Annotated in this window: 11 protein-coding genes; 6 read left to right on the top strand and 5 right to left on the bottom strand. The window is 46.7% G+C overall.

Annotation, left to right across the window (positions count from 1 at the left end; all coding sequences use genetic code 11):
• Positions 1 to 472: 472 nt before the first annotated feature.
• On the bottom strand, positions 473 to 4,954 hold the full coding sequence (locus tag OZ401_RS24350) for an AAA-like domain-containing protein (protein WP_341471937.1): 4,482 nt from the start codon (positions 4,952 to 4,954) through the stop codon (positions 473 to 475).
• The gene (locus OZ401_RS24345) at positions 4,951 to 6,402 is read right to left on the bottom strand and encodes an AAA-like domain-containing protein (RefSeq protein ID WP_341471936.1); all 1,452 of its coding nucleotides are present in this window, start codon (positions 6,400 to 6,402) and stop codon (positions 4,951 to 4,953) included. The genes OZ401_RS24350 and OZ401_RS24345 overlap by 4 nt, the downstream gene beginning before the upstream one ends.
• A gap of 858 nt (positions 6,403 to 7,260) precedes the next feature.
• Here OZ401_RS24345 and OZ401_RS24340 point away from each other — a divergent pair.
• From OZ401_RS24340 to OZ401_RS24320, 5 genes are all read left to right on the top strand, one after another.
• On the top strand, positions 7,261 to 9,486 hold the full coding sequence (locus tag OZ401_RS24340) for an alpha/beta hydrolase family protein (RefSeq protein ID WP_341471935.1): 2,226 nt from the start codon (positions 7,261 to 7,263) through the stop codon (positions 9,484 to 9,486).
• Positions 9,487 to 9,623: 137 nt separating this feature from the next.
• Positions 9,624 to 11,072 (top strand): IS66 family transposase, encoded by a 1,449-nt coding sequence (gene tnpC / locus OZ401_RS24335; RefSeq protein WP_341471934.1) that lies wholly within the window; start codon positions 9,624 to 9,626, stop codon positions 11,070 to 11,072.
• 426 nt (positions 11,073 to 11,498) lie between these two features.
• Positions 11,499 to 12,383: a phage antirepressor N-terminal domain-containing protein gene (locus OZ401_RS24330; RefSeq protein ID WP_341471933.1), complete on the top strand. Its 885-nt coding sequence runs from the start codon at positions 11,499 to 11,501 to the stop codon at positions 12,381 to 12,383.
• Positions 12,384 to 12,396: 13 nt separating this feature from the next.
• Positions 12,397 to 13,428 carry a ParA family protein gene (locus tag OZ401_RS24325; RefSeq protein ID WP_341471932.1) on the top strand — a complete coding sequence of 344 codons (1,032 nt, stop codon included), beginning with the start codon at positions 12,397 to 12,399 and terminating at the stop codon, positions 13,426 to 13,428.
• A 15-nt stretch (positions 13,429 to 13,443) separates the two neighbouring features.
• Positions 13,444 to 14,523 carry a ParB/RepB/Spo0J family partition protein gene (locus tag OZ401_RS24320; RefSeq protein ID WP_341471931.1) on the top strand — a complete coding sequence of 360 codons (1,080 nt, stop codon included), beginning with the start codon at positions 13,444 to 13,446 and terminating at the stop codon, positions 14,521 to 14,523.
• A gap of 249 nt (positions 14,524 to 14,772) precedes the next feature.
• Here the strand turns inward: OZ401_RS24320 and OZ401_RS24315 are convergent, their stop codons facing one another.
• Entirely contained in the window at positions 14,773 to 15,735 is a 963-nt protein-coding gene (locus OZ401_RS24315; RefSeq protein ID WP_341471930.1) for a helix-turn-helix domain-containing protein, read from the bottom strand.
• 589 nt (positions 15,736 to 16,324) lie between these two features.
• On the bottom strand, positions 16,325 to 16,960 hold the full coding sequence (locus OZ401_RS24310) for a CpXC domain-containing protein (protein ID WP_341471929.1): 636 nt from the start codon (positions 16,958 to 16,960) through the stop codon (positions 16,325 to 16,327).
• Positions 16,961 to 17,433: 473 nt separating this feature from the next.
• Here OZ401_RS24310 and OZ401_RS24305 point away from each other — a divergent pair, with 473 nt between their 5' ends.
• Positions 17,434 to 17,868, top strand: coding sequence for a hypothetical protein (locus tag OZ401_RS24305; protein ID WP_341471928.1), 435 nt, complete (start codon positions 17,434 to 17,436; stop codon positions 17,866 to 17,868).
• A gap of 66 nt (positions 17,869 to 17,934) precedes the next feature.
• Here OZ401_RS24305 and OZ401_RS24300 read toward each other — a convergent pair whose 3' ends face one another.
• Positions 17,935 to 19,494, bottom strand: a complete 1,560-nt coding sequence (locus OZ401_RS24300) for a metallophosphoesterase family protein (protein WP_341471927.1) — start codon at positions 19,492 to 19,494, stop codon at positions 17,935 to 17,937.
• Between the last annotated feature and the right edge of the window lie 10 nt (positions 19,495 to 19,504).

Below are 19,504 nucleotides of genomic sequence, written 5' to 3'. Positions count from 1 at the left end.
AACAAGGTGCGGTACAAGTCGGTATGATGATGTCAGTAATAGCGCATGTGTTCGTGCGACTGTTGGGGTAAAAAGGACCGCTACCTCAGTATGTGACGGTATTTGATGGTTAAGAGTTCTCTTACTAGGTGTCGTTATCCGCTCCCCTTCTCACAACAGCGTTACGATGGGCGTTAGTAGGTTGTCAGGCTTTTTATTTAAGGGCGGTGTATTGTATACGTGGCGCAGATGCGGAGACTTTTGGTGCATTTCTTAATTAATGGCAATAGCCATTACAGGTAGTCAAATAGGGCTGACAATTTAATCCCACTCCCAACGCTTTCACAAGTTTTAGTTTTCCGCCTAATCAATGTGCTAAACGCATAGAGTTCATTCAAGCCTTCCAGACTAGGATAACCCGGTCATCTCCAGCAGCATAATACTAAACTTAAACCAAATCGAAAATGGACACACCTCATAAAATAAACCTCCATCAAGCTCTTTCTTGTTTTCTACTCCAGCGAGATACTGGGTTGAGTGGTAAAACAGCCGCAGTCGCTATCCCGAATTGGGCTTTTTCATCGGGGGTGAGGGAACGGGTGACGGTATTTTTAGCTTGCTCCAGCGCTTGGGAAAAGCTACCGCAAATATCGCAGGGTTGAATGATGGCAGTGAAATCTTCGCTGGCGGTCAAGATGTTTTTCCCATCCGGGCTGAAGTTGGCATCGCTCACCGGGCCGTTATGCCCAAGTACTATCGCCAGCAACTGTCCAGATGCAGTATCCCAGATGCGGGCAGTACTATCCGCGCTGGCGGTTATAATAAACTTGCCATCCGGGCTGAAACGAGCAGTATTTAATGCTCCGGTGTGACCTTTCAATACCAGCAACTGCTTACCCGTAGTTGCATCCCAGACACGGGCGGTATTATCTGCCCCGGCGGTGACGATTAACTTGCCGTCTGGGCTGAAAGTGGCATTCGTAACTCCATCGCTATGACCGGTCAGGGTCAGGAGTTGCTTACCGCTAACCACCTCCCACACTATTGCGATACTATCACCCCCACCTGCCACAATTCGTTGCCCATCCGGGCTGAAACCGCCATTTCCCGTTAAAAGCACTCCATTTGTATGCCCTTCCAGGGTGCGCACCAACTTTCCGGTAGCGCTGTCCCACAACCGCACTACCCCATCACTCCCTCCGGTGGCAACCAATTTACTGTCCGGGCTGAAAATTGCGCCGGTATAGGTAGGAACAAAGGGAACCCATCCATAACCATAGCCATAGTACAAATCGAAAATTCGCCACACTTCATCGTTTACCACCCAGACCGGGTCTTCAATTGGTTGATCAACGGGAGTGCCAGATTCCATAATAGCCTTAAAAGTTGCGCAGGTATAGAGACGCTTGATGGGTTTGGTGAAGCCAGTGGTTATTTTCATTTCCTTACCACTGGCGCTGTCCCACAACCGAAGGGTTTTGTCTGCCCCTCCGGTATAGATCCGGCTCCCGTCTGGCTTGAAAAATACGGCGGTTACTGCCCCGCTATGCCCCCTCAGCGCCATTTGTTCTGTACCATTGGCGGCATCCCACACTCTGGCAGTTCCATCCTCGCTGGCAGTAGCAATCCGTTTGCCATCCTCGCTTACCGCAAGACTGGTTATCCCCCCGCTGTGTCCACTGAGTACCAGCAGTTCCTTGCCGCTTGCCACTTCCCAGATACGCGCTGTTTTGTCAGCGCTTCCTGAAATAACGGTCTGACCGTCTGGACTGAAGGCTACACTGCTGATCTCAGCCGTATGTCCCCGGATAACTCTTACTTCTTGCCAGTTTGTTGTATCCCACAAGCGTAGGGTCTTGTCCTCTCCGGCGGTGACCACATATTTTCCATCGGGACTGAACTCAATTCCCGTAACTGCCCCGTTATGCCCTTTCAAAACCGCCACCTCTTTGCCGGTAGCCACTTCCCAAATGCGTGCGGTTTGATCCTTGCTGGCTGAACCCAAAAGCTTATAATCGGGGCTGAAAGCCATTCCGGTTATTTCAGCCTGATGCCCTTTCAAGCCCCCTTGTAATATCGAATCTTTTTCCAAATCCCGAATTTCAATGGTCAGGTCTTTCCTCACATCTGCGTAAATAAGGCTATTCTTGGCAAGCACATAATCGGTGTAAGCAGCGCCATCGAGAAAACCTAATTCTTTGCCGGTAGCCACTTCCCAAATCCGGGTTGATTGATCGTTAAACCCACCTGAAGTAACTGCCAATTTGCCATCCGGGCTCACTTCTGAAGGGTAAAACTGGAGCATTCCGAGACCATTGGTTAAGAATCCTTGAAGGGTTAGAAGTTGTTTGCCGCTGGCGCTATCGAACAGACGCGGTGGGTTATTATTTGCTACCGTAAATACGGTTTTACCATCCGGGCTATAACTGGCGCTTAATAAACGATCGGTATTGGGGTTTAAGATCAAGCGTTTCTGTGAAAGCGCTTCCCAGTCCCACAATCTGGCAGTGCCATCGCTGCTGGTGGAAGCCAGCCATTTCCCGTCCGGACTAAAACTTAATCCGGCATGATTTGGCGCACTCGCCACCGTACTAGCGTGCCCTCTCAACACCGTCACCTCCTTGCCGCTGACATAATCCCACACCCGGATGGTGGTGTCATTGCCCGTGCTAATTGCCAATTTACCGTCGGGGCTTAGAATCACATCCTGTACCGCCGAGGTATGGTTCTGGAAGGTGAGCAGTTCTTTGCCGCTTTCGGTCTCCCAGACTTTAACGGTTTTATCGCTGCTGGCGGTTAAAACCTGTTTGCCATCCGGGGTAAATACGGCATTATTCACAAAGCCATTATGTTTTAGGGTAGCGACATACTTTCCGGTGGTAGTATCAATGATTCGGGCAGTAAAATCTGTGCTGGTTAGAATCAGCCAGCGGCTATCCGGACTGAAAATTGCGCTTGTCGTAACTAAAGTCTTAAACCCTATGGTTATATGATAAGGTTCTTTCGGTGGAATAGTGCCACTGGTAAGATCCCACAGGAATAAGAGGTTCCCACTCGCTATTGCCAGCCATTTTCCGTTCGGGCTGAACACCGGACTATAGATACCACCTGCATCAAATTGTTCCCATAACACTTTTCCGCCAATAGGGTCGAGTATTCGAGCGGTGCGATTACCCGGGCCTTCCGCCAGCATTTTACCATCGGGACTGAAAGCCATCTGGTTGAAAAAACATTGGCAAGTTATTATGTCTCCCAACTGCTTCCCGCTGGCCGTTTCATAAAAGATGGTATTGCCTTCGGCATCGGCGGTAGCGACCATACTGCCATCGGGGCTATATTTCGCCATATAGACTGATCCGAACTTCCCGCCCAATGACATAATTTCTTTATTAGTACCTGTCTCATACACTCTGGCATAACCGTCATTTCCGGCTACCACCAGTCGCTTTCCATCCGGGCTGAATGCAACACTGTTCGTTGCGGTAGCCGGGCTGCGCAGGGCAATATTCGGGGTGTAATTTGCCAGAGCTTGGCGCAACGCCGCTTCCACCTGTCCTCCACTATCTTCCAGTTTGCCATCTTGAATGCGCTGGGCGGCTTCAATGGTTAGTAACAAAGCCAATTCCGGGTCGGTCTGAGTTTGAGAGCGAAATGCCAGCGCTTGCGCTTCTGTCCCACGCAGTAAGCGATCCGACTGGTTTCGAGCAGTTTCAGCCTCAATCCTTCTGGTTTCAGCGGTGTTGCGCTGCTTATTGGCTTCATCTGCTTGTTTACCCGCTTCGTCCTGCTGGATAAAAGCGTAGATTGCCAACCCTCCCATTATTAATGCCAGTAATAATGTGGCTGCAATCACTCCCAGCGCTTGCTTGAGCCTTTTAGCCCAATTGATCGGTAGATGTTCTTTTATCCACTTTTCGTCAAATACTGTCTTATAGATTTGGTTCCTTACCAGTAGCCTTCCACGTTCCCGTTTTACTACACCCGAAAGTTTTAAGTGAGATTTTACTATGGATTGTTCCTGGTCTAGCACCTCTTTTGCTCGTCTTACTTCCCGATAGGTACTCAGCACTTGTAAAAGGTCAGGGGCGCGGCGGGTTAACATGTCCCGCACAAATTGTAGATTATTGTCCTCTTCGCTTTTCTCTCCCAGAAAAGTTTTGGCTACCACTATGGGGGTTGTATTTAGATTAGCCCCAATTTGTGAATTGGCTTTGCTCATGCTCTGTTCTGCCATAACCTGACAAAGTCTCTGGGTTAGATAGGGATGCCCTCCCGTCCACTCCAATATGCTTTTTAAGGTTTCCTGAGCTTCGACATTTGGCAAACCTAAACCACCTGCTAGAGGTAAGGCTTCCTCAAAGGTAAAATCGGTCATTTCTACCCGTTGCCCGATATTAAAGGGGGTGCGTTTGGGGTCACGGATAAGGTCTCCGGGAGTAGCCACCCCTATCAGTACAAAAGAAAGCCGCTTAAGCTCAGGATTACCGGCACGTGCTACATATAACCCTCGAATACTCGCAAAGAAATCGTCAGTAAAAGAGAGACTGAGGGTAGTATCAATTTCATCTACAAAAATAATCACCGGGGCAGTTACTTCACAAAGAAGTACCTCTTCAAAGAAAAGGGTAAGACGCTGTGCTAGACTCAGGTTCTTATTCTCTTCCCACCATTCACTCAGCTTTAATTTCAACTCAAGCTGTTTTCGCACCTCATACATAAATCCATAATACCAGCCTTCGGCTTCTACCTGTGTACCCAACCGGGTGAGATCAAGTTTAACTACCTTTATTCCTTCAAGCGAAAGCTTCTGAGCAGTGCGAAGCATTAGGCTGGATTTGCCAATTTGCCGAGGCGCTAAAATATAGGTGAACTGGGATTTCTGGCATAATTCCAAAAGTTCTTTATCAGCCTGCCGGGAGATATATAGTTCGCTATCCGGTGAAAGAGTGCCACCACCTTGGTAGTGAAATGTCATAATAGCCTCTCTCTAAAGTAGTCGTTATATAGTTTGCAGCGGGGTATTACTTTTTTTCCATGCCGCCTCACCAGTCCCGCTCCTTGTAATCTCCAGAAAGTGGTTTCGTCAGAGCAGGTGTTGGCAAGAATAGTAGTGCGTAAGCCCTCTACCAATTGAGGGTTATGATGCAAGCGTTGAAAGTAGTAGCGGAGATGTTCTCCAAAAGGACCATACTCATCATTTGCTTTCTCAAACAGTCGGTCAGGGGTATAACTCCCGTTGGCTACCATATATAAAGCCTGCCGCGTCAGATAGGGTTGCCCTCCGGTTAGCTCTATTAGTTTCGCTTCTTCTTCTGCTAGAAAGGGGTAACCGTGTCGTCGGTTGAGTTCGGCTACCTGTCCCGGCGTAAAATCTTCCAATTCCAATATTATCCCCACGTTAAAGGGAGATTGATTCAAATCCTGCACAAACTGGTAAGGCTGGGTGGAGGTTACCAATACCAAATCCAGATTCTTCCAGATATGGCTCAACTGTCGAGCATTATGCCAACTCCTGAGCATTCCAAAAAAATCGGAACGAAAGGGTGTATCGAATAGATGATCCACCTCATCCATAGCCAGCACAAGCGGGGAATTTAGTTCGGGGAGCAGATACTCCTCTAAATAGTTACTGCAATGTTGGATATTTCCCGGAAATTCAGACCAGAATTCTTCTACTCGATTATCCAGCTTCAGAAGATTACCCAGCCAACCACAAAAAAGTCGATAAAACAGATCAGGATTAGTTAGGGCGGCTTTGTCAAAGCGTTGGCAATCCATAAGAACCACCCGCTTCTCCAGTTTTTCCGCCAATCTAGAAATCCGCAAAAGTAAAGAGCTTTTACCCATCTGCCGAGGGGCTTTAATTACTAGGGCAGCGCCCTGCGACTTAAGCGTATTTAAAGCCACAGTATCAGAGGCACGTTCGATGTAGAAAGGGGATTCCGGCGACATTATCCCATCTGGAAATTCTAGGAGGTGGGTGGAGGCGGGAGAAGAAGGAATGCCAGTAATACCGTTATAGAAAAGGTGTTCAATGGTTCTTTCGATAGCACTTTCTGACAAAGGAGTACTTCCTGCGCCACTTGCCACTCTAGCTATTTTAAGATAAGAGCGTACCCAACTAGGCGTGGGAGGGTCAACTACCGGTAAAGAAGTAGCCGAGAGTAAAGTAGTAAGCCAAGCTAAACTCAGCCCACCGTGTTCCAGTATCAACCATATCAGTCCTAGAAGTTTGTCTTCATCAATGTTATCCGGGATAGCGCTGGGGGTTTTCCAGCTTTTAAGGGTGCGGGCTTCAATGGCAAGTTGGGGCGCAATATCTTGGTCTACCCGTTCCACTGTTTTGGTAGTGTGAGAGGCGATTGCCCGCAGTCCATCTTTAATTTGTCTGGCTACTAGTTCTTTATTTTTGATTTGAGCCATACTTCTTATACCTAGCTAGGGGAAATTTACCTTTATATTATATAAAGTAGGCTGTAATTTGATATACAGCGCTTCTGTAGGTAAACCGATGGGATATATTCTATTGGTTTTTACCCCATTCCGAGGGGTTTTATTTCTGGGTAGTAGTTTAGTTACAGAATGTAATTAAATTGCTGAAGCGAAAGATGATGAAGCTATAATACAATATTCATGGCGTTTTTGTCTATATTTCTATGCAAGTTTATCCAAATATTATGAGGAAACATCAAAAATATAACTCAACTATTATTTGTTTTACCCGCTATACAGCTGAAATGTATAAGGAAATAAATATTTATACATATTAAACGTATTGAAATACTCAGAAATAATTATAAAATTAATAATAAAGTCGTATATGCTCTCAGATATTAGAGATAATAGTTGAAATTAATCTTTATCCTTCACATGCTTGATGTTCTTTGGAAAATAAGTTGAGTTGAGTCCGCGTTTCTCAGCCTATTTTCACCGCCGTTTGTGCGCCGTCAGGCTAAAGATCAGTGTAGATAACCAGAAGAGCACGCCACTTTGCGACAACTCGCTCAAATTCTTTGTGCTAACAACCTCGCTCGTTTCACCCTCAACAAATCCGCCGGGGTAGCGCTCGAATAATTGAATAATTAGGGCAACCACTCAAAAAGCGTGCATGGGCAGCAATCACCAAATTAGCCTCCACTGCTAGCGAGCTAGGTTGCTCTAAATTTGCTTATAGCGGATCACTTCTTGTTGTCTCGTTTGTCTAAATTTCAACTGATCGCGTTGAGTCCTAGCCCATTAACACTTCCAACTTTTAGCAAGGTAAAGAAAGGGAGAAACTAAATGCGTCGAATTCGTTGGTTTAGTCTCATTGCTCTGTTTTTTTTATTGTGCAGCCAGTCATTGGTAATGGCTGCTATGATACCGATTTCGCAAGATCAATCGGTTGTTATTTCTTCCAACAAGGATAAGATTGAAGCTTTGCAGAACGTTACCACTCCTTATATTCAGAGCAATCTCAGCCCAGACGGGAAAAGCATGATGCTACTTTTCACCAATCCAATGGGTCCCCAATTGGTTTTCTTAAATACTCAGGACGGCTCAACTATCCCGGTTTCGGTGGGTGGTGAATTCCCCCCCAATCCTTTGACCACACCTGTTTGGCTAAATCCTGATACGTTGGGTTTCATTTCTTCTATAGGAGATGCACCGGTACTAGTTACCATTAACCGCACTAGTGGCAAGGGTGCAATCCAGAAAGTGGGCTTACCCGGTTACCCGCTATCTATGGCACCAAACGGTTCGCGACTCCTGCTGGTAGCTCAGACCAAAGGCTCTACCTCTTCCAGCCTAGCTGATGAAGTTGCTTACGAGCCTCTCTCAAACCCGCTGGTGTCACCTTTCGATCAAGTAGTTCACAAAACTTTCCAAGCAGCAACGCCGACTAAATGGGGCGAGTCCAAGGACATTACCACCCTTCAGTTTGCTGCCCCATCACTGATGCTTCTGAGTCTGGATCTGGCAAATGGTCAGATCACCCCACTCTATGCGTTGCCGGAAGGAAGTGGTCTGACCGGGATAAGTTGGACACCTACTGGAACGAAGTTGGCAATATCCCGCAAAACTATTCCCGAATTGGGACGTACTGGGAATTATCTGTCGGATAAAGCTACTCAAGATACTTTGGGGCAGTTACCACCTGACAAGAATCCATTTTTCCAGAATGATACTATTGACTTGGTTGATTTTAACGCTAACTCAATCAGACCTAATGCCCTCAAGGCGGTTGATGGAAATGGAGATGGTTTTGCTGGCAATCTTTCTTGGTCTACCGATGGGCAGACATTATTGGTAAAAATGGCGGTTCCTAGCCATCTGGCTGGTCGCCAGTATCCTTCCTACTTTTTTAGCCAGAGTTCTTACCATCGCTACTATACGGCGGACGGGAAACTCCTTTCTAGCTTTGAAAGTGAGGAAACCAACACTTCCTTATTCTCTTACCCAAATTTTGTAGCCCCTGATGAAGTTATTACGCTGGCAAAACGTGGTACTAACCACGCCCTTTTCTACCATAATAAAGCCACTGGCGAGTTCCGTAAGTTACCGATTCCCGATGGCGCGGTTACTAATTTTGTCGCCAATGAGCGCACCCGCCAGATAGTTTTCACCTTCTCTTCCTTCCTACAAGTGCCAGAGGTTTTCCGAATCAACTGGGACGGTAGTGGTCTTACTCAGCTTACCTTTAACAATAATAAGCTGGTTGATTTGAGTAAAGTGCGCGTAGACCCCGTTGATTTCACTCTTGCTAACGGCCAGAAGCGGAATGGTTATATTATTCAGGCTGCCAATGCCGAGTTCCCACCTAAAAATGTGCCGCTGGTGCTATGGCAGGATGGCGGACCATTCGGTGATGCCTACGTCAATATTTTCGGTACTTCTGTGGAATATCCCTTTAACCTGTTGCCGCAATTTGGAATGGCGCTATTATTTGTACCTTTCTCTGGTCGCGATGGCTTTGGGGCAGCTTTTCAAAATGCTCTGTATGATAACCACAACTTTGGTCAACTTGATATTGACGAGGGGGCTGAAGTAATGCGTCAGGCGCTTTCACGTGGTTATACTTCTCAGACCAAAACCGGAATTACCGGTTGCTCTTACGGGGGCTATTTCACCAGCCAGAGTATCAGTCGATATCCCGACCTATATGCTGCCGCCAACACTCAGTGTACCCTTCTAGATTTTAATAACGAGTGGGAGTTTGGCTTTACTCCACTTGTTTCCTACATAATGGGTAGTACCCCTACCTCTGACCCGAATGAATATATAAAAGATTCGCCCTTCTATAACGCCTACCGTATCAAAACCCCCTTACTAATTTTTGATGCTACTAAAAATTTCCTGCCCTACCAACTTGCGGTTAACTTCCACGATCAGGTAGCAGCTAACGGTACAGCTACCAACATGTTGCTTTTTGATCAGGAAGGACATGGTCTCAGCAGCCCTCATAGCGAGCTTATGGCGGGACAGGCTCAGGTAGCATGGTTCCAGCAGTATCTCGGTATTTCCTGAAACTGAGTCAAGCAGTAAAGCCCGGTATAAACCGGGCTTTTTTCCTTCTTGCAAATCGGGCTATCCTCAATTCCTAAACATTGAATCATTGTAACAAATCAGCCAGGGTCAGTTGACGAGGCTGGTAGACTAAAATAATGACACCTGCGCAAGAACTAGAACAACTTAGAATAGAAAATGCCCAATTGCGAGAACAACTGACTTCACGGGATGCCTTGGTTACCCAACTGATAGAGCGAATTCAAACCCTTGAAGCCCGGCTCTCTCAAGATAGCCATAATTCATCAAAACCACCCTCTTCCGACGGGTTTAAGCGCTCGCCCAAAAAACGCAGCTTGCGTAAATCCACCGGTAAGAAACCGGGTGGTCAACCTGGTCACGAGGGTCAGGCTCTTAAACAAAGCGAAAACCCAGATGCAGTGATTGCGCATCTGCCCACCACCTGTGAAAAGTGCCAGACTGACTTAACCAAAGAAGCAGCGCTACCTCACTTCGAGCCTCGTCAGGTTTTTGAGCTGCCTACTCAACTCAAACTGCACGTCACCGAACACCGCACTTACAGCAAAAAGTGTCCTACTTGTCAGACTGTTACCAAAGCCAAATTCCCGCAGTCCGTCAAGAATTGGGTGCAATACGGACCTGGGTTTCGGGCTCTGGCAGTTTACCTGATCACTTATCAACTGCTGCCTTATGCCCGGGTGTGCGAGCTACTTAATGAAATCTACAGCGAAAGTCTTTCACCCGGCAGTTTGGTCAATATGATAGCGGAGTGCTACGAGCAATTGGCTGAGCCAGAAAAAACCATCAAGACAGCGCTTACCCAGGCCAAAGTGTTACATTGCGATGAAACCGGGTTGTATGTAGAAGGCAAGCGCCACTGGTTGCACGTAGCCAGCACCCTTTACTTAACCCACTATGCTCACCATTTACGGCGTGGTAGTAAAGCCACGGACGAGATTGGGATTTTACCGACTTTCCAGGGAGTAGCGATCCACGACGGTTGGTCTAACTATCTGCGCTATGCCTGTACCCACGGTCTGTGTAACGCCCATCATCTCAGGGAACTTGCTTTTGTCCACGAACAACTCAAGCAGGCGTGGGCGGCTGAGTTCACCACCCTTCTTGTGGACTTGAAAGAAGAAGTGGAAGTCGCCAAGGCCAGGTCTGAAACCAGTTTAAGCAGTGCACGGTTAGCGCATTTCGAAGAGCGCTACCAGCAATTGATCACACAGGGTCTGGCAGCTAATCCTCCTCCGGAGGGTGGTTGGCCTTGTGGAAAACGGGGCAAGCCCCGGCAGAGCAAGCCTAAGAACTTACTGGATCGGCTGGATAAACAGCGTCATCAAGTGCTGCTGTTTGCCTACCGTTTTGACGTGCCTTTTGATAACAATTTAGCCGAGCGTGATATTCGGATGGTTAAAGTGCAACAAAAAGTTTCAGGTTGTTTTCGCAGCCAGGAAGGTGCCAGCTTCTTTTGTCGGATAAGAGGCTACCTTTCCACCATGAAAAAGCAAGGTGAAAACTTGTTGGTTGCGCTCCTTGACACTTTTTGTGGGCATCCTCCCCTTCCCAAGCTTTTGGTCTGAACTGTTACGAATCATTTGGAATGACCCAGTTTGTCTGGATAAATTGTATTTGGCATATTTCCAAATAACGACAATCAGCGTAGTAGGAAGTTTTCTCCCCGCTATTCCAACGCAGGTTTCATTTCTCGAAATTGTAGGAATTGCTATGCGGTTTGTGGCAGAGAAAAACAAAGAGCGAACTGTTCAATCACTTTAAATTTACCCCAAGATTTAGAATTGAAACATGACCACCAAGTCAACTGATTATGAGTTACCTAATCCACCATATCTCAGCAGAGTGCAAAAATTTATTTGAGACTCTCTTGACATGCAACGTTTCCGTTGCTATAATATTTGCAACGATTTCGTTTCAAACCATCAAACCTTAAAAAATAATTACCAGCGAATGGGTGCCATAATGGCACCCATTAAACAGAGGAAAAAGACATGAGTCAGAATGACATTCAACAAACTCCTCTCAAAATTCGTGATAGAAAAGAAGTGCAGATACTGGAAGACAATCTGCCCGCTTATCGTTTGGAAGATGGGGCTATTTTCTTACCTGTTAATGTGTTATGCGAATATTTAGGCCTGGATCGTGCTGCTCAGATACGTCGTATAAAACGTGAAGAGTCCCTTGCAGAAGAACTACAAGAGTTCCCAGTGGAAACAACCCAAGGTTTACGCGATATACAGTTCTTACGGCTAGAAGTAGTTCCCTACTGGCTAGCTGGGATAACGATAGGTAAAGTAAAACCGGAGCTGCAAGATAAACTGAAAGCATATAAAAAGTGGGTGGTACAAAAGGTATATGAGGCCTTTTTAAGGGAACTAGCCCCGGAACCCAGCCTTTCTGCTTCTTTTCAAAACCTAGTAAGCCTCCGCGAAATCGGGCTGGCTCTAGTGCAACTAGCAGATGAACAGCTTGCACTTGAACAACAGCAGAGCTACCTATCAGATAGGCAGGAGATGCTTTCCCGAGACCAACTTCTTACTAGAGAAGAAGTGGAGAAATTGAAGGAGCGAGTGGATAACGCAGCAGGGGTGGTAGGCAAAGCCCTTACTAGGATTAAACACTTGGAAGAACGCACCTCAGTTGGTGCCCTCACTGAAGAACAAGCCACCGAAATTAGTCTTGCAGTAAAAGAGGTGGCAGGGGAATTAGCACGTCGGGATCAAAAAGAAGGCAATCCCTACCAACGTGTCTTTCTGGCTCTCTACCAACGCTATGGCATTGCCAGCTATAAGCAGCTTCCTTCCTCAAAATTTAAGGATGCCATAGAGTGGTTAAATGATTGGTACAAATCACTCATACCATCTACAAAAGATTAAAGGTACAACCAGAATGCGTAAGACATTGCATGAAATTGAACTTGAACATCGAATTCCCACCTCGACTCTCAGAGCCGCTATTCACCGAGGAATCCTCCGTGCCGAAAAAGTGGGTGGAATACGTATGGTAGATGATCAGAGCGATAGTTTTAAGACCTACCTCGCCGAATATAAATCGCGCTCTGGTCGGGAATTGGAAGAAATAATTGGGGAAGAAGTGGAGGGGAAATTTATGAAGAACGGGGCACACCATGGAATAACCATAGGACTTTGTAACCAGAAAGGTGGAGTTGGAAAAAGCAGCTCCGCAGCTGCCATTGCTGCTATTTTCGCAGAGAGGGGCTACCGGGTACTTGTTATAGATAACGATCCCCAAGGCAATGTGAGCCTCCAGCTAGGCATTGACCTTCTAGATATTGAAGTAGGTCCTAGTTATGGAACCGTCTCCGACCTCTACTTAGAAAAAGCCGTGGCGCACGAGGTTGCAGTTTCCACTGGTTATCCAGGAGTAGATCTCGTACCTGCCTCAGTAGATCTTGCAGAAGTAGAAATGATGTTACCCGGAAAGAGTGGTAGCGATCTCAGGCTCAGCATGGCGCTCCGCCCTAGTCGTCAGTATTACGATCTCATAATTCTAGATAGCCCACCTAACTTAGGAAAGTTCTCAGTAAACGTCCTCGCTGCCTCCGACTGGTTTTTAATCCCGGTAAATGGTCCCTGGGCTCTCCGTTCGGTAAAAGCTTTACTGGCGGTGGCAAGGAAAAACGCTAACTACTATAACTCGAACAACCAATTCCTTGGTCTTTTTCTCACTATGGTAGATCGCACACGGATTATGCAAAATGTACGGGAGGTGGCACAGGAAAGCTATCCTAATCATCTTTTCAAGACCGAGATTAGGCGATCCACCCTAGCTCGCGAGTCTGAGGCGATGGCAACCCCCCTCCCTGTGTACGCAACCGACAGCGCCGTGGCTGAGGATTATCGAACGATGGTAAATGAAATTTGCCAGAGGATACAGCTACCTGAACCAGTAGGGAGCTAAGAGGGAGAATAAAAGATGCCATCTAAAGACTTTAAAAACGCTATGAACAAGCTCACCAACCGGGAAGTGGTGTTGCGTGGAGAAAAAATCAGAGAAGGACAAGAGCGCCCGTTTGGAGAAGATCTCAGAGAAGAACTGGAACGAGAGACTCAGAATATGCCAATCGGAGAAGTTGCTGTTAATCATTTATCGGACAACCCATTCCAGCATTTGGCCAGACCCAGTGTAAATGAAGCGGCTATGGAAGAACTGGTGAACTCTATCCAACAGAACGGTTTCTACGGGGCTCTTCTTGCCAGACGAAAGCGTGGTCTTTTGGAAGAATACGAACTGGCCTTTGGACACCGACGTAAAGAGGCCGCAAAGAGAGCAGGACTTACTACCCTTCCGGTACGAATAGTGGATTTATCGGATGCTCAAATGGCCAGGATAATGGCGAGCGAGAACTTTTCCAGAGAAGACCTCACCCCTACTGGTGAAGCTAGTATCATCGGACACCTATATGATCAGCAAAACCTTTCTATACCCGAGATAGCCCGAACTGTAGGAAAAGGCGAAGGATGGGTAAAACTTCGGTTGGGTCTCTATCAGGCACCCCCTGATATAAGAGGGTTGGTGGAAAAAAAACCAGAAACCCTAGGCCATGTGAGGCTACTTCTCCAAGTGGACGACCCTGCTGAAAGGACCAGCCTGATTGACCAAGTGGTTTCAGGAAAACTCACCCGGGAGAAGTTGGAAAAGCATCTGAAGTCCTCCAAAGGAAGTAGTGGAGAAAAGAAACAGAAAAAGCACGGAGAAGACCCTCAAGTTAATGTGAAAAATATCACAGATCGGATACAGTATCCGAATAGTGATTTATCTCACAATCAATATGCCGATTCATATGGCTCGGCTGAAGAAATAAGCGAGGGTCGTTACGCACTCTACATTAATGTAGAGGAGCCTAAAAACGTACCGGAAGCTCTTTCTAGTCTTCTACACGCTATGAAAGGTCTTGAAAAATTAGTCAGGCAAGATTTTAACCAGCTAACAGAGGCAGACGAATTTCTTCTGGAAGATATTTTAGCGCGATTAGCCGCCCTAAAAAACCTCTAAGGTGTGTCCTCTCAGGTTTTCGTGGCAAAAGTGCTGTAGAGCCTTGCAATTGAGCTCATTTTCATTTGAAAACCTCGAGTTGCTTCGGATTATTGAGATGCTACCAATTTTTGTTATTAGCACTCCTTGACACTTTTTGTAGGCAATCTCGTCTTCCCAAGCTACTGGTCTGAACTGCTACGCATAAAAGCCGAGAGCAGAACCATTGCTACCACGCAAACGCCTTTTCCAGTTTGCCAGCAAAATAAACTAAAGCCGTGGTGCGTAGCTGCCCGCCTCAGGCACAAAACGCCCCCTGCCATCTCCCAGTATAGGCGATTCCGTATCCGTTGCCCTCACCAAATAGCCATACTTACCACCGGGAGCGTACTTGGAAAAGTCTATAGCCGCAGGACTCTTAGGCTGGCTCTTACGCTCTCGGCTCTCTTTGACCGACTTGCTCTCCTTGACTGGTACAGGTTCAGCATTGTTCAAAAGCATATAGCGAACATAACCGGGAGGGTTGTGGATACCGGATACTTGGCTTGCCTGTACTATGCGCTTGACATACTCCACGTCCCGGTTCTTGCTGGTCACGAATACTGCTAACTCTTGGATAAGGCTTTCTGACAAACCGGAGGGTGCCAACAAAGCTCTAATCTCTCTCATTTCTCCTGTTTCTGGTGTAGGAGCAGGAAAAGAAACTTCCGGTAAAGGAGTGGCATTATCGGTATCTTCGATTTCGCTAAAAGCGATTTCAGAAAGTGGCTCTTCACACACATGATTTAATTCATGTATATAGGCGGAAATATATTTCCTATCCCTCCGGGAATTTTCTTCCTCACCCCGGAAATATATTTCCGGCTGGGCCACCGGTAGTGGTGGTACTGGCTGCTTCTTCACCCGATGCTTATCCACGTAATAGGTGTTGGTAGCGCCCATGTGATGTGCCACCGTTATCAGCCCTTCGTCTGTTAGTTCTTTCAACAGGTCGCGCACCCGTCTTTCAGTGATATGCATTTCCTCTGCCAGCCGGGCTTGAGAGGGCCAGGCACAGGGTTTGGGTCCGCAGTAAGCCATCAGCACTAGGTAAAGCTTGAGGGCTGCTGGCGTGAGGTTTGGGTTCGCAATTATATTGACCGGGATTTGCACAAAGTGTTCTGATTGAGAAGAAGTCGGAGTAGAATTATCCGCAACCTCAATCTGAGCCTGTTTTTTCTGTAAAGAAGGCATAAAAAATCCTCCCTAACCCTTGACATGGAGAATCACTTATGCTATCCTTTAAGCGTAAAAGGAAAATAAAAGTCCTCCCTGTGAGGGCTATGCACTTGTTGGAGAATCCCCACAGCTTTGGTCGGCACGAGGGGATTTTCTTGTTTTATAAGTTTTAGCTTGCCAGTCACTGACTGGCTTTGTCGTTTCTCTTACATCTTTCTACAAAGAGATACTATTAGTACTTACGAATATTCATTCGATGAGTAGCTCTAGACCCATGACCAAAAGGTTGGGTATAGAAATAATGGGTAGTCGGTGCGAACGCCTGTACTCTACCTGAGTCTAATTGTAAGCTGATTCTTGCGTTTGTCAAGTCATGAGATTCGTCCAGTCCACTTATCCCGCAAGACCCAACTTATCCCAAATACCTCGGTAAAACATTGGCGTTTGCTGTTGTGGTGAGGTAACCTCTAACTATTTCCTCCTTATGCTCCCCAACCCTACACCGCTTGCTAAATAACTTCAACTTGACATAACTTATAACACAAATCTTGTTGCATCAATTAGCCTCTCATTTCAACCGGCTTGTACTTACCTGTTCCTTCCATCAAGCGTAGGGCTCTTGGACCTTTGGCGCGGTCTCTTTCAATTTAAGAGCCAGCGCTTGCAAGGCTTCCACCATGGCAGGATTACGTCCACTCTCTTGCGCTGCAAACCCTTCCGCCAGTTCTACCAGAGCAGGGAGTTTATCCTGATGCTTCGCTTTCAGGGCAGCCAGTTGCACCGCATCAACCTGCAACATCAGTTGTAAGATACCGATCAAATAGCGCAGTTTGGCGGCTTCCTCACCCTCTGCCCCTACCTCGCCCCTTGCCAGTTGCACCATCGTCTCGTAATTTTCGCTCACCCCGACCTGCACTTGCCCCTCCGCCTCAAACTCCTCCCCTGCCACCTGCCTGAGCATACTCACCAACGGTGCCACCAACTCCTGTCGTGCTTGCTCCGACATCTCCTGAAAGTGGGGAATAAAGCAGGTAACTCGCCCCGGTTGGTACAGCACAAAAGGCACCAGCAGATAACCAGCTTGCCCGCAGTGAGGGCAGCTACTCCGGTTCAACTCCGCTTGCTTGAGCGCCTCAAAAGCAGGGCTGCCGGGCAGTACAATCGTGTGCACCTGTGTTTCAAAAGGCTTGCCACACTGAGGGCAATCTAGCAGGTAAGGTTGTAGCGCAGGGTTAAGCAAAACTGGCTCCTTTCAATAATTCTGACAAGTTTGGCGAGATATGCAAAATAGCTGGTGCAAATACCAGTGGCAATCATAACCCATAGCGGGAGTGGAGGCAATGAAAATAGGACAAACTTGCACAGCCTGTGCTACTAAACTAATTTTAACGAGTAGTAGCCTAGCTACTTTTCTTGAAAGTGGTTTAATGCTAGAATCAGGCAGTAACTGCCAGCCTGACCGTAACAGGGTTTAACTACATCTAAACCATTAGCCGGAATAGAGACAGGAGCGTTGGACTTGAGCGAAATAATCCCCCCCCATCTTGCAACTAAAAGTTGATGAAACTCTCGCCACTGTACGCCTAAATGAACTGACCGGAGAAAACGCCAAGCTTCCTCGCCGAAGCGCCTTTTTCTGCCCCTGCTCCCGCTTTAGTTGAACTTACCATCGCGCTAATGCGCCGCACTCGCCTTCCCGCTGAAGAAGAGAAAATGCTGGTGGACTACGGGCAGCAGCTTTATAACCATTTGCTGCCGGGCGTGTTGGACGAGGCTTTCCGTAAGGTGTATAACAGCGGACAACCCTTATGCCTGCATCTGGATTTACGCACAGCCTACGCCAAGTCCTGTCTACTACAGGTGAGCGTAGCCCCTTACCTACCGTCTGCTCTGAGATCCCCATTCGTGTCACAATTTCACTTTGCTTTAAGCTATTCGCGCGTAATTGTACTACCTGCTGCTAACGAGCCATTCATTCAACTCGGTGGGCAAGTCGCCTTTGTTCGCTCTGTTGGGAAGGTTCGACTTTCCAAGTGGCAGGGGGGGGCAGTTTTTTTCATTTTCAGCGATTTGAGCGGACAATTCTATCACCTTTCGCCATTCTTTAGGCAGGTGAGATGGTCCCCCGGCGAGTTACTTTCCGGTTGACCACTACTTTCTCCTTTTTGATCTTTTACCACTAAATTTTACACAGATCCTGATCTTTCTCAATTACTAATCGAACACCATAACATACGTGTATGCTGATTCCCCATTTTTTCTGTCCTTGTTTTCATCTTTTGCCAGATAAGCCCTTACATATTCCACTGTTACATTTAAGTTTGAAACAGTAACCCGTATATGTCCGGCTGGAGGCATAAGAACCCCATTTACATAGCCATATTCCGCACCTTGGTCTTTTTTATTGTAGCCGGGGTTTCCGGGTTGTGGTACTAACTGATATACAATTCCATCCAATTCTTGCTTTGCAAAAAAGTGGTCATGCCCATGAAAAAAAGCGGTTACTTTGTTCTCCACCATTAATTGGTGTATTGGCTTGCCCCATCTGGCACGGTTTTTATCAAACCCGTAGCTTCCATCGTTATTTAAGCCGCCCCATTCAAAGTATTTTGCTGGCTCTATTCCCCCTCTGGCATCCTTATCAGAACCCCCTACCAGATTATGGCTAAAAACAAACTTATATTTAGCCTTGCTTTTTTCAAGAATGCCCTTAAACCAGTCATATTGCTCTTTGCCCAATGTGTAATTCCAGTTTGTCTCAAATGAACTGGATTTTTTGGTTGAATACCAAAACGGGTCAAGCGTCACAAACAAAGCATTGCCCCATTCCCATGAATAGTAACCGCCCCGCTTGCCAACAAAATTCTCCTCTTTTCCGTTTCCTGAATAAAAACTGTCAGGCTTTGGATTCAAGTAATATGTATTGCGAGCGTTTGAAGCCCATACCGCAAGATTATTTGCCTTACCGTTCAGCATCCATCCGTTTTCACCTTCGTGATTTCCATTGACCAGAAAAAGTGGAATGGAATGACCGATGAGGTCGAAAAATTGTCTTTCTTCCACATACCGGTTAATAACCTCTCCTTCAGTTTTTGCGAACTTTTCCGTCATAAATGTATCGCCAAGGTCAATGTGAAAATCTGGTTTATCTGCCAGTATGTTGGCAAGCGTTCTCCGGTAAAGCTCCTCGTTGGTATTCTCATCCCGATGAGAGTCGGCTTGGATTGTAAAAGTAAAAGTTTCGTCGGGCTTTCGCTGTGTGTGAAAGCTGTAGGCATTCCCGGCGAGAAAGGCGCTATCTCCTCGCATCCTGTAAAGCAATCTATAATAATATTGCGTATCGGCGTTAAGATTATCTATTAAAAGTTCAAAAGGTTTTTCTTTCTCAATTACTACCGGATTCGTTTTTGCAGTGTATTTTCCGCTATCTGTTCCAAATTCTATGTAGGCTTCAAGCTCTTTAACCGCCATTAATTTTACCATTACTGAGTGGTCTGTAATAAGCCCAAGCAGTTCTTTGCCCAAAAAATAACTTGTTGCATTTCCTGCTACGGAAGTTTGTGCAACTGTTTTTTGCACAGAAGGTTGGGCGGTAGGTTGCCTTTGTGCTAGAGGTTGAGAAGTTGCAGTATTTTGTAGCTGTTGTGTTTGTGGCTGAGGTGTGGCATTGGGCTGTTCCCCGCAAGCTATAAGCGCAATAGCGGGAGAAGCTAATAACGCCATTCTGACAAATTTGCGGCGAGTTACCCACATGCGGGATTGTTTATCTGACATCAATGTTGCC

This window comes from Candidatus Chlorohelix allophototropha (assembly GCF_030389965.1).
In the GTDB taxonomy this organism is placed as follows: domain Bacteria; phylum Chloroflexota; class Chloroflexia; order Chloroheliales; family Chloroheliaceae; genus Chlorohelix; species Chlorohelix allophototropha.
This window is presented reverse-complemented; position numbering and strand designations above follow the sequence as displayed.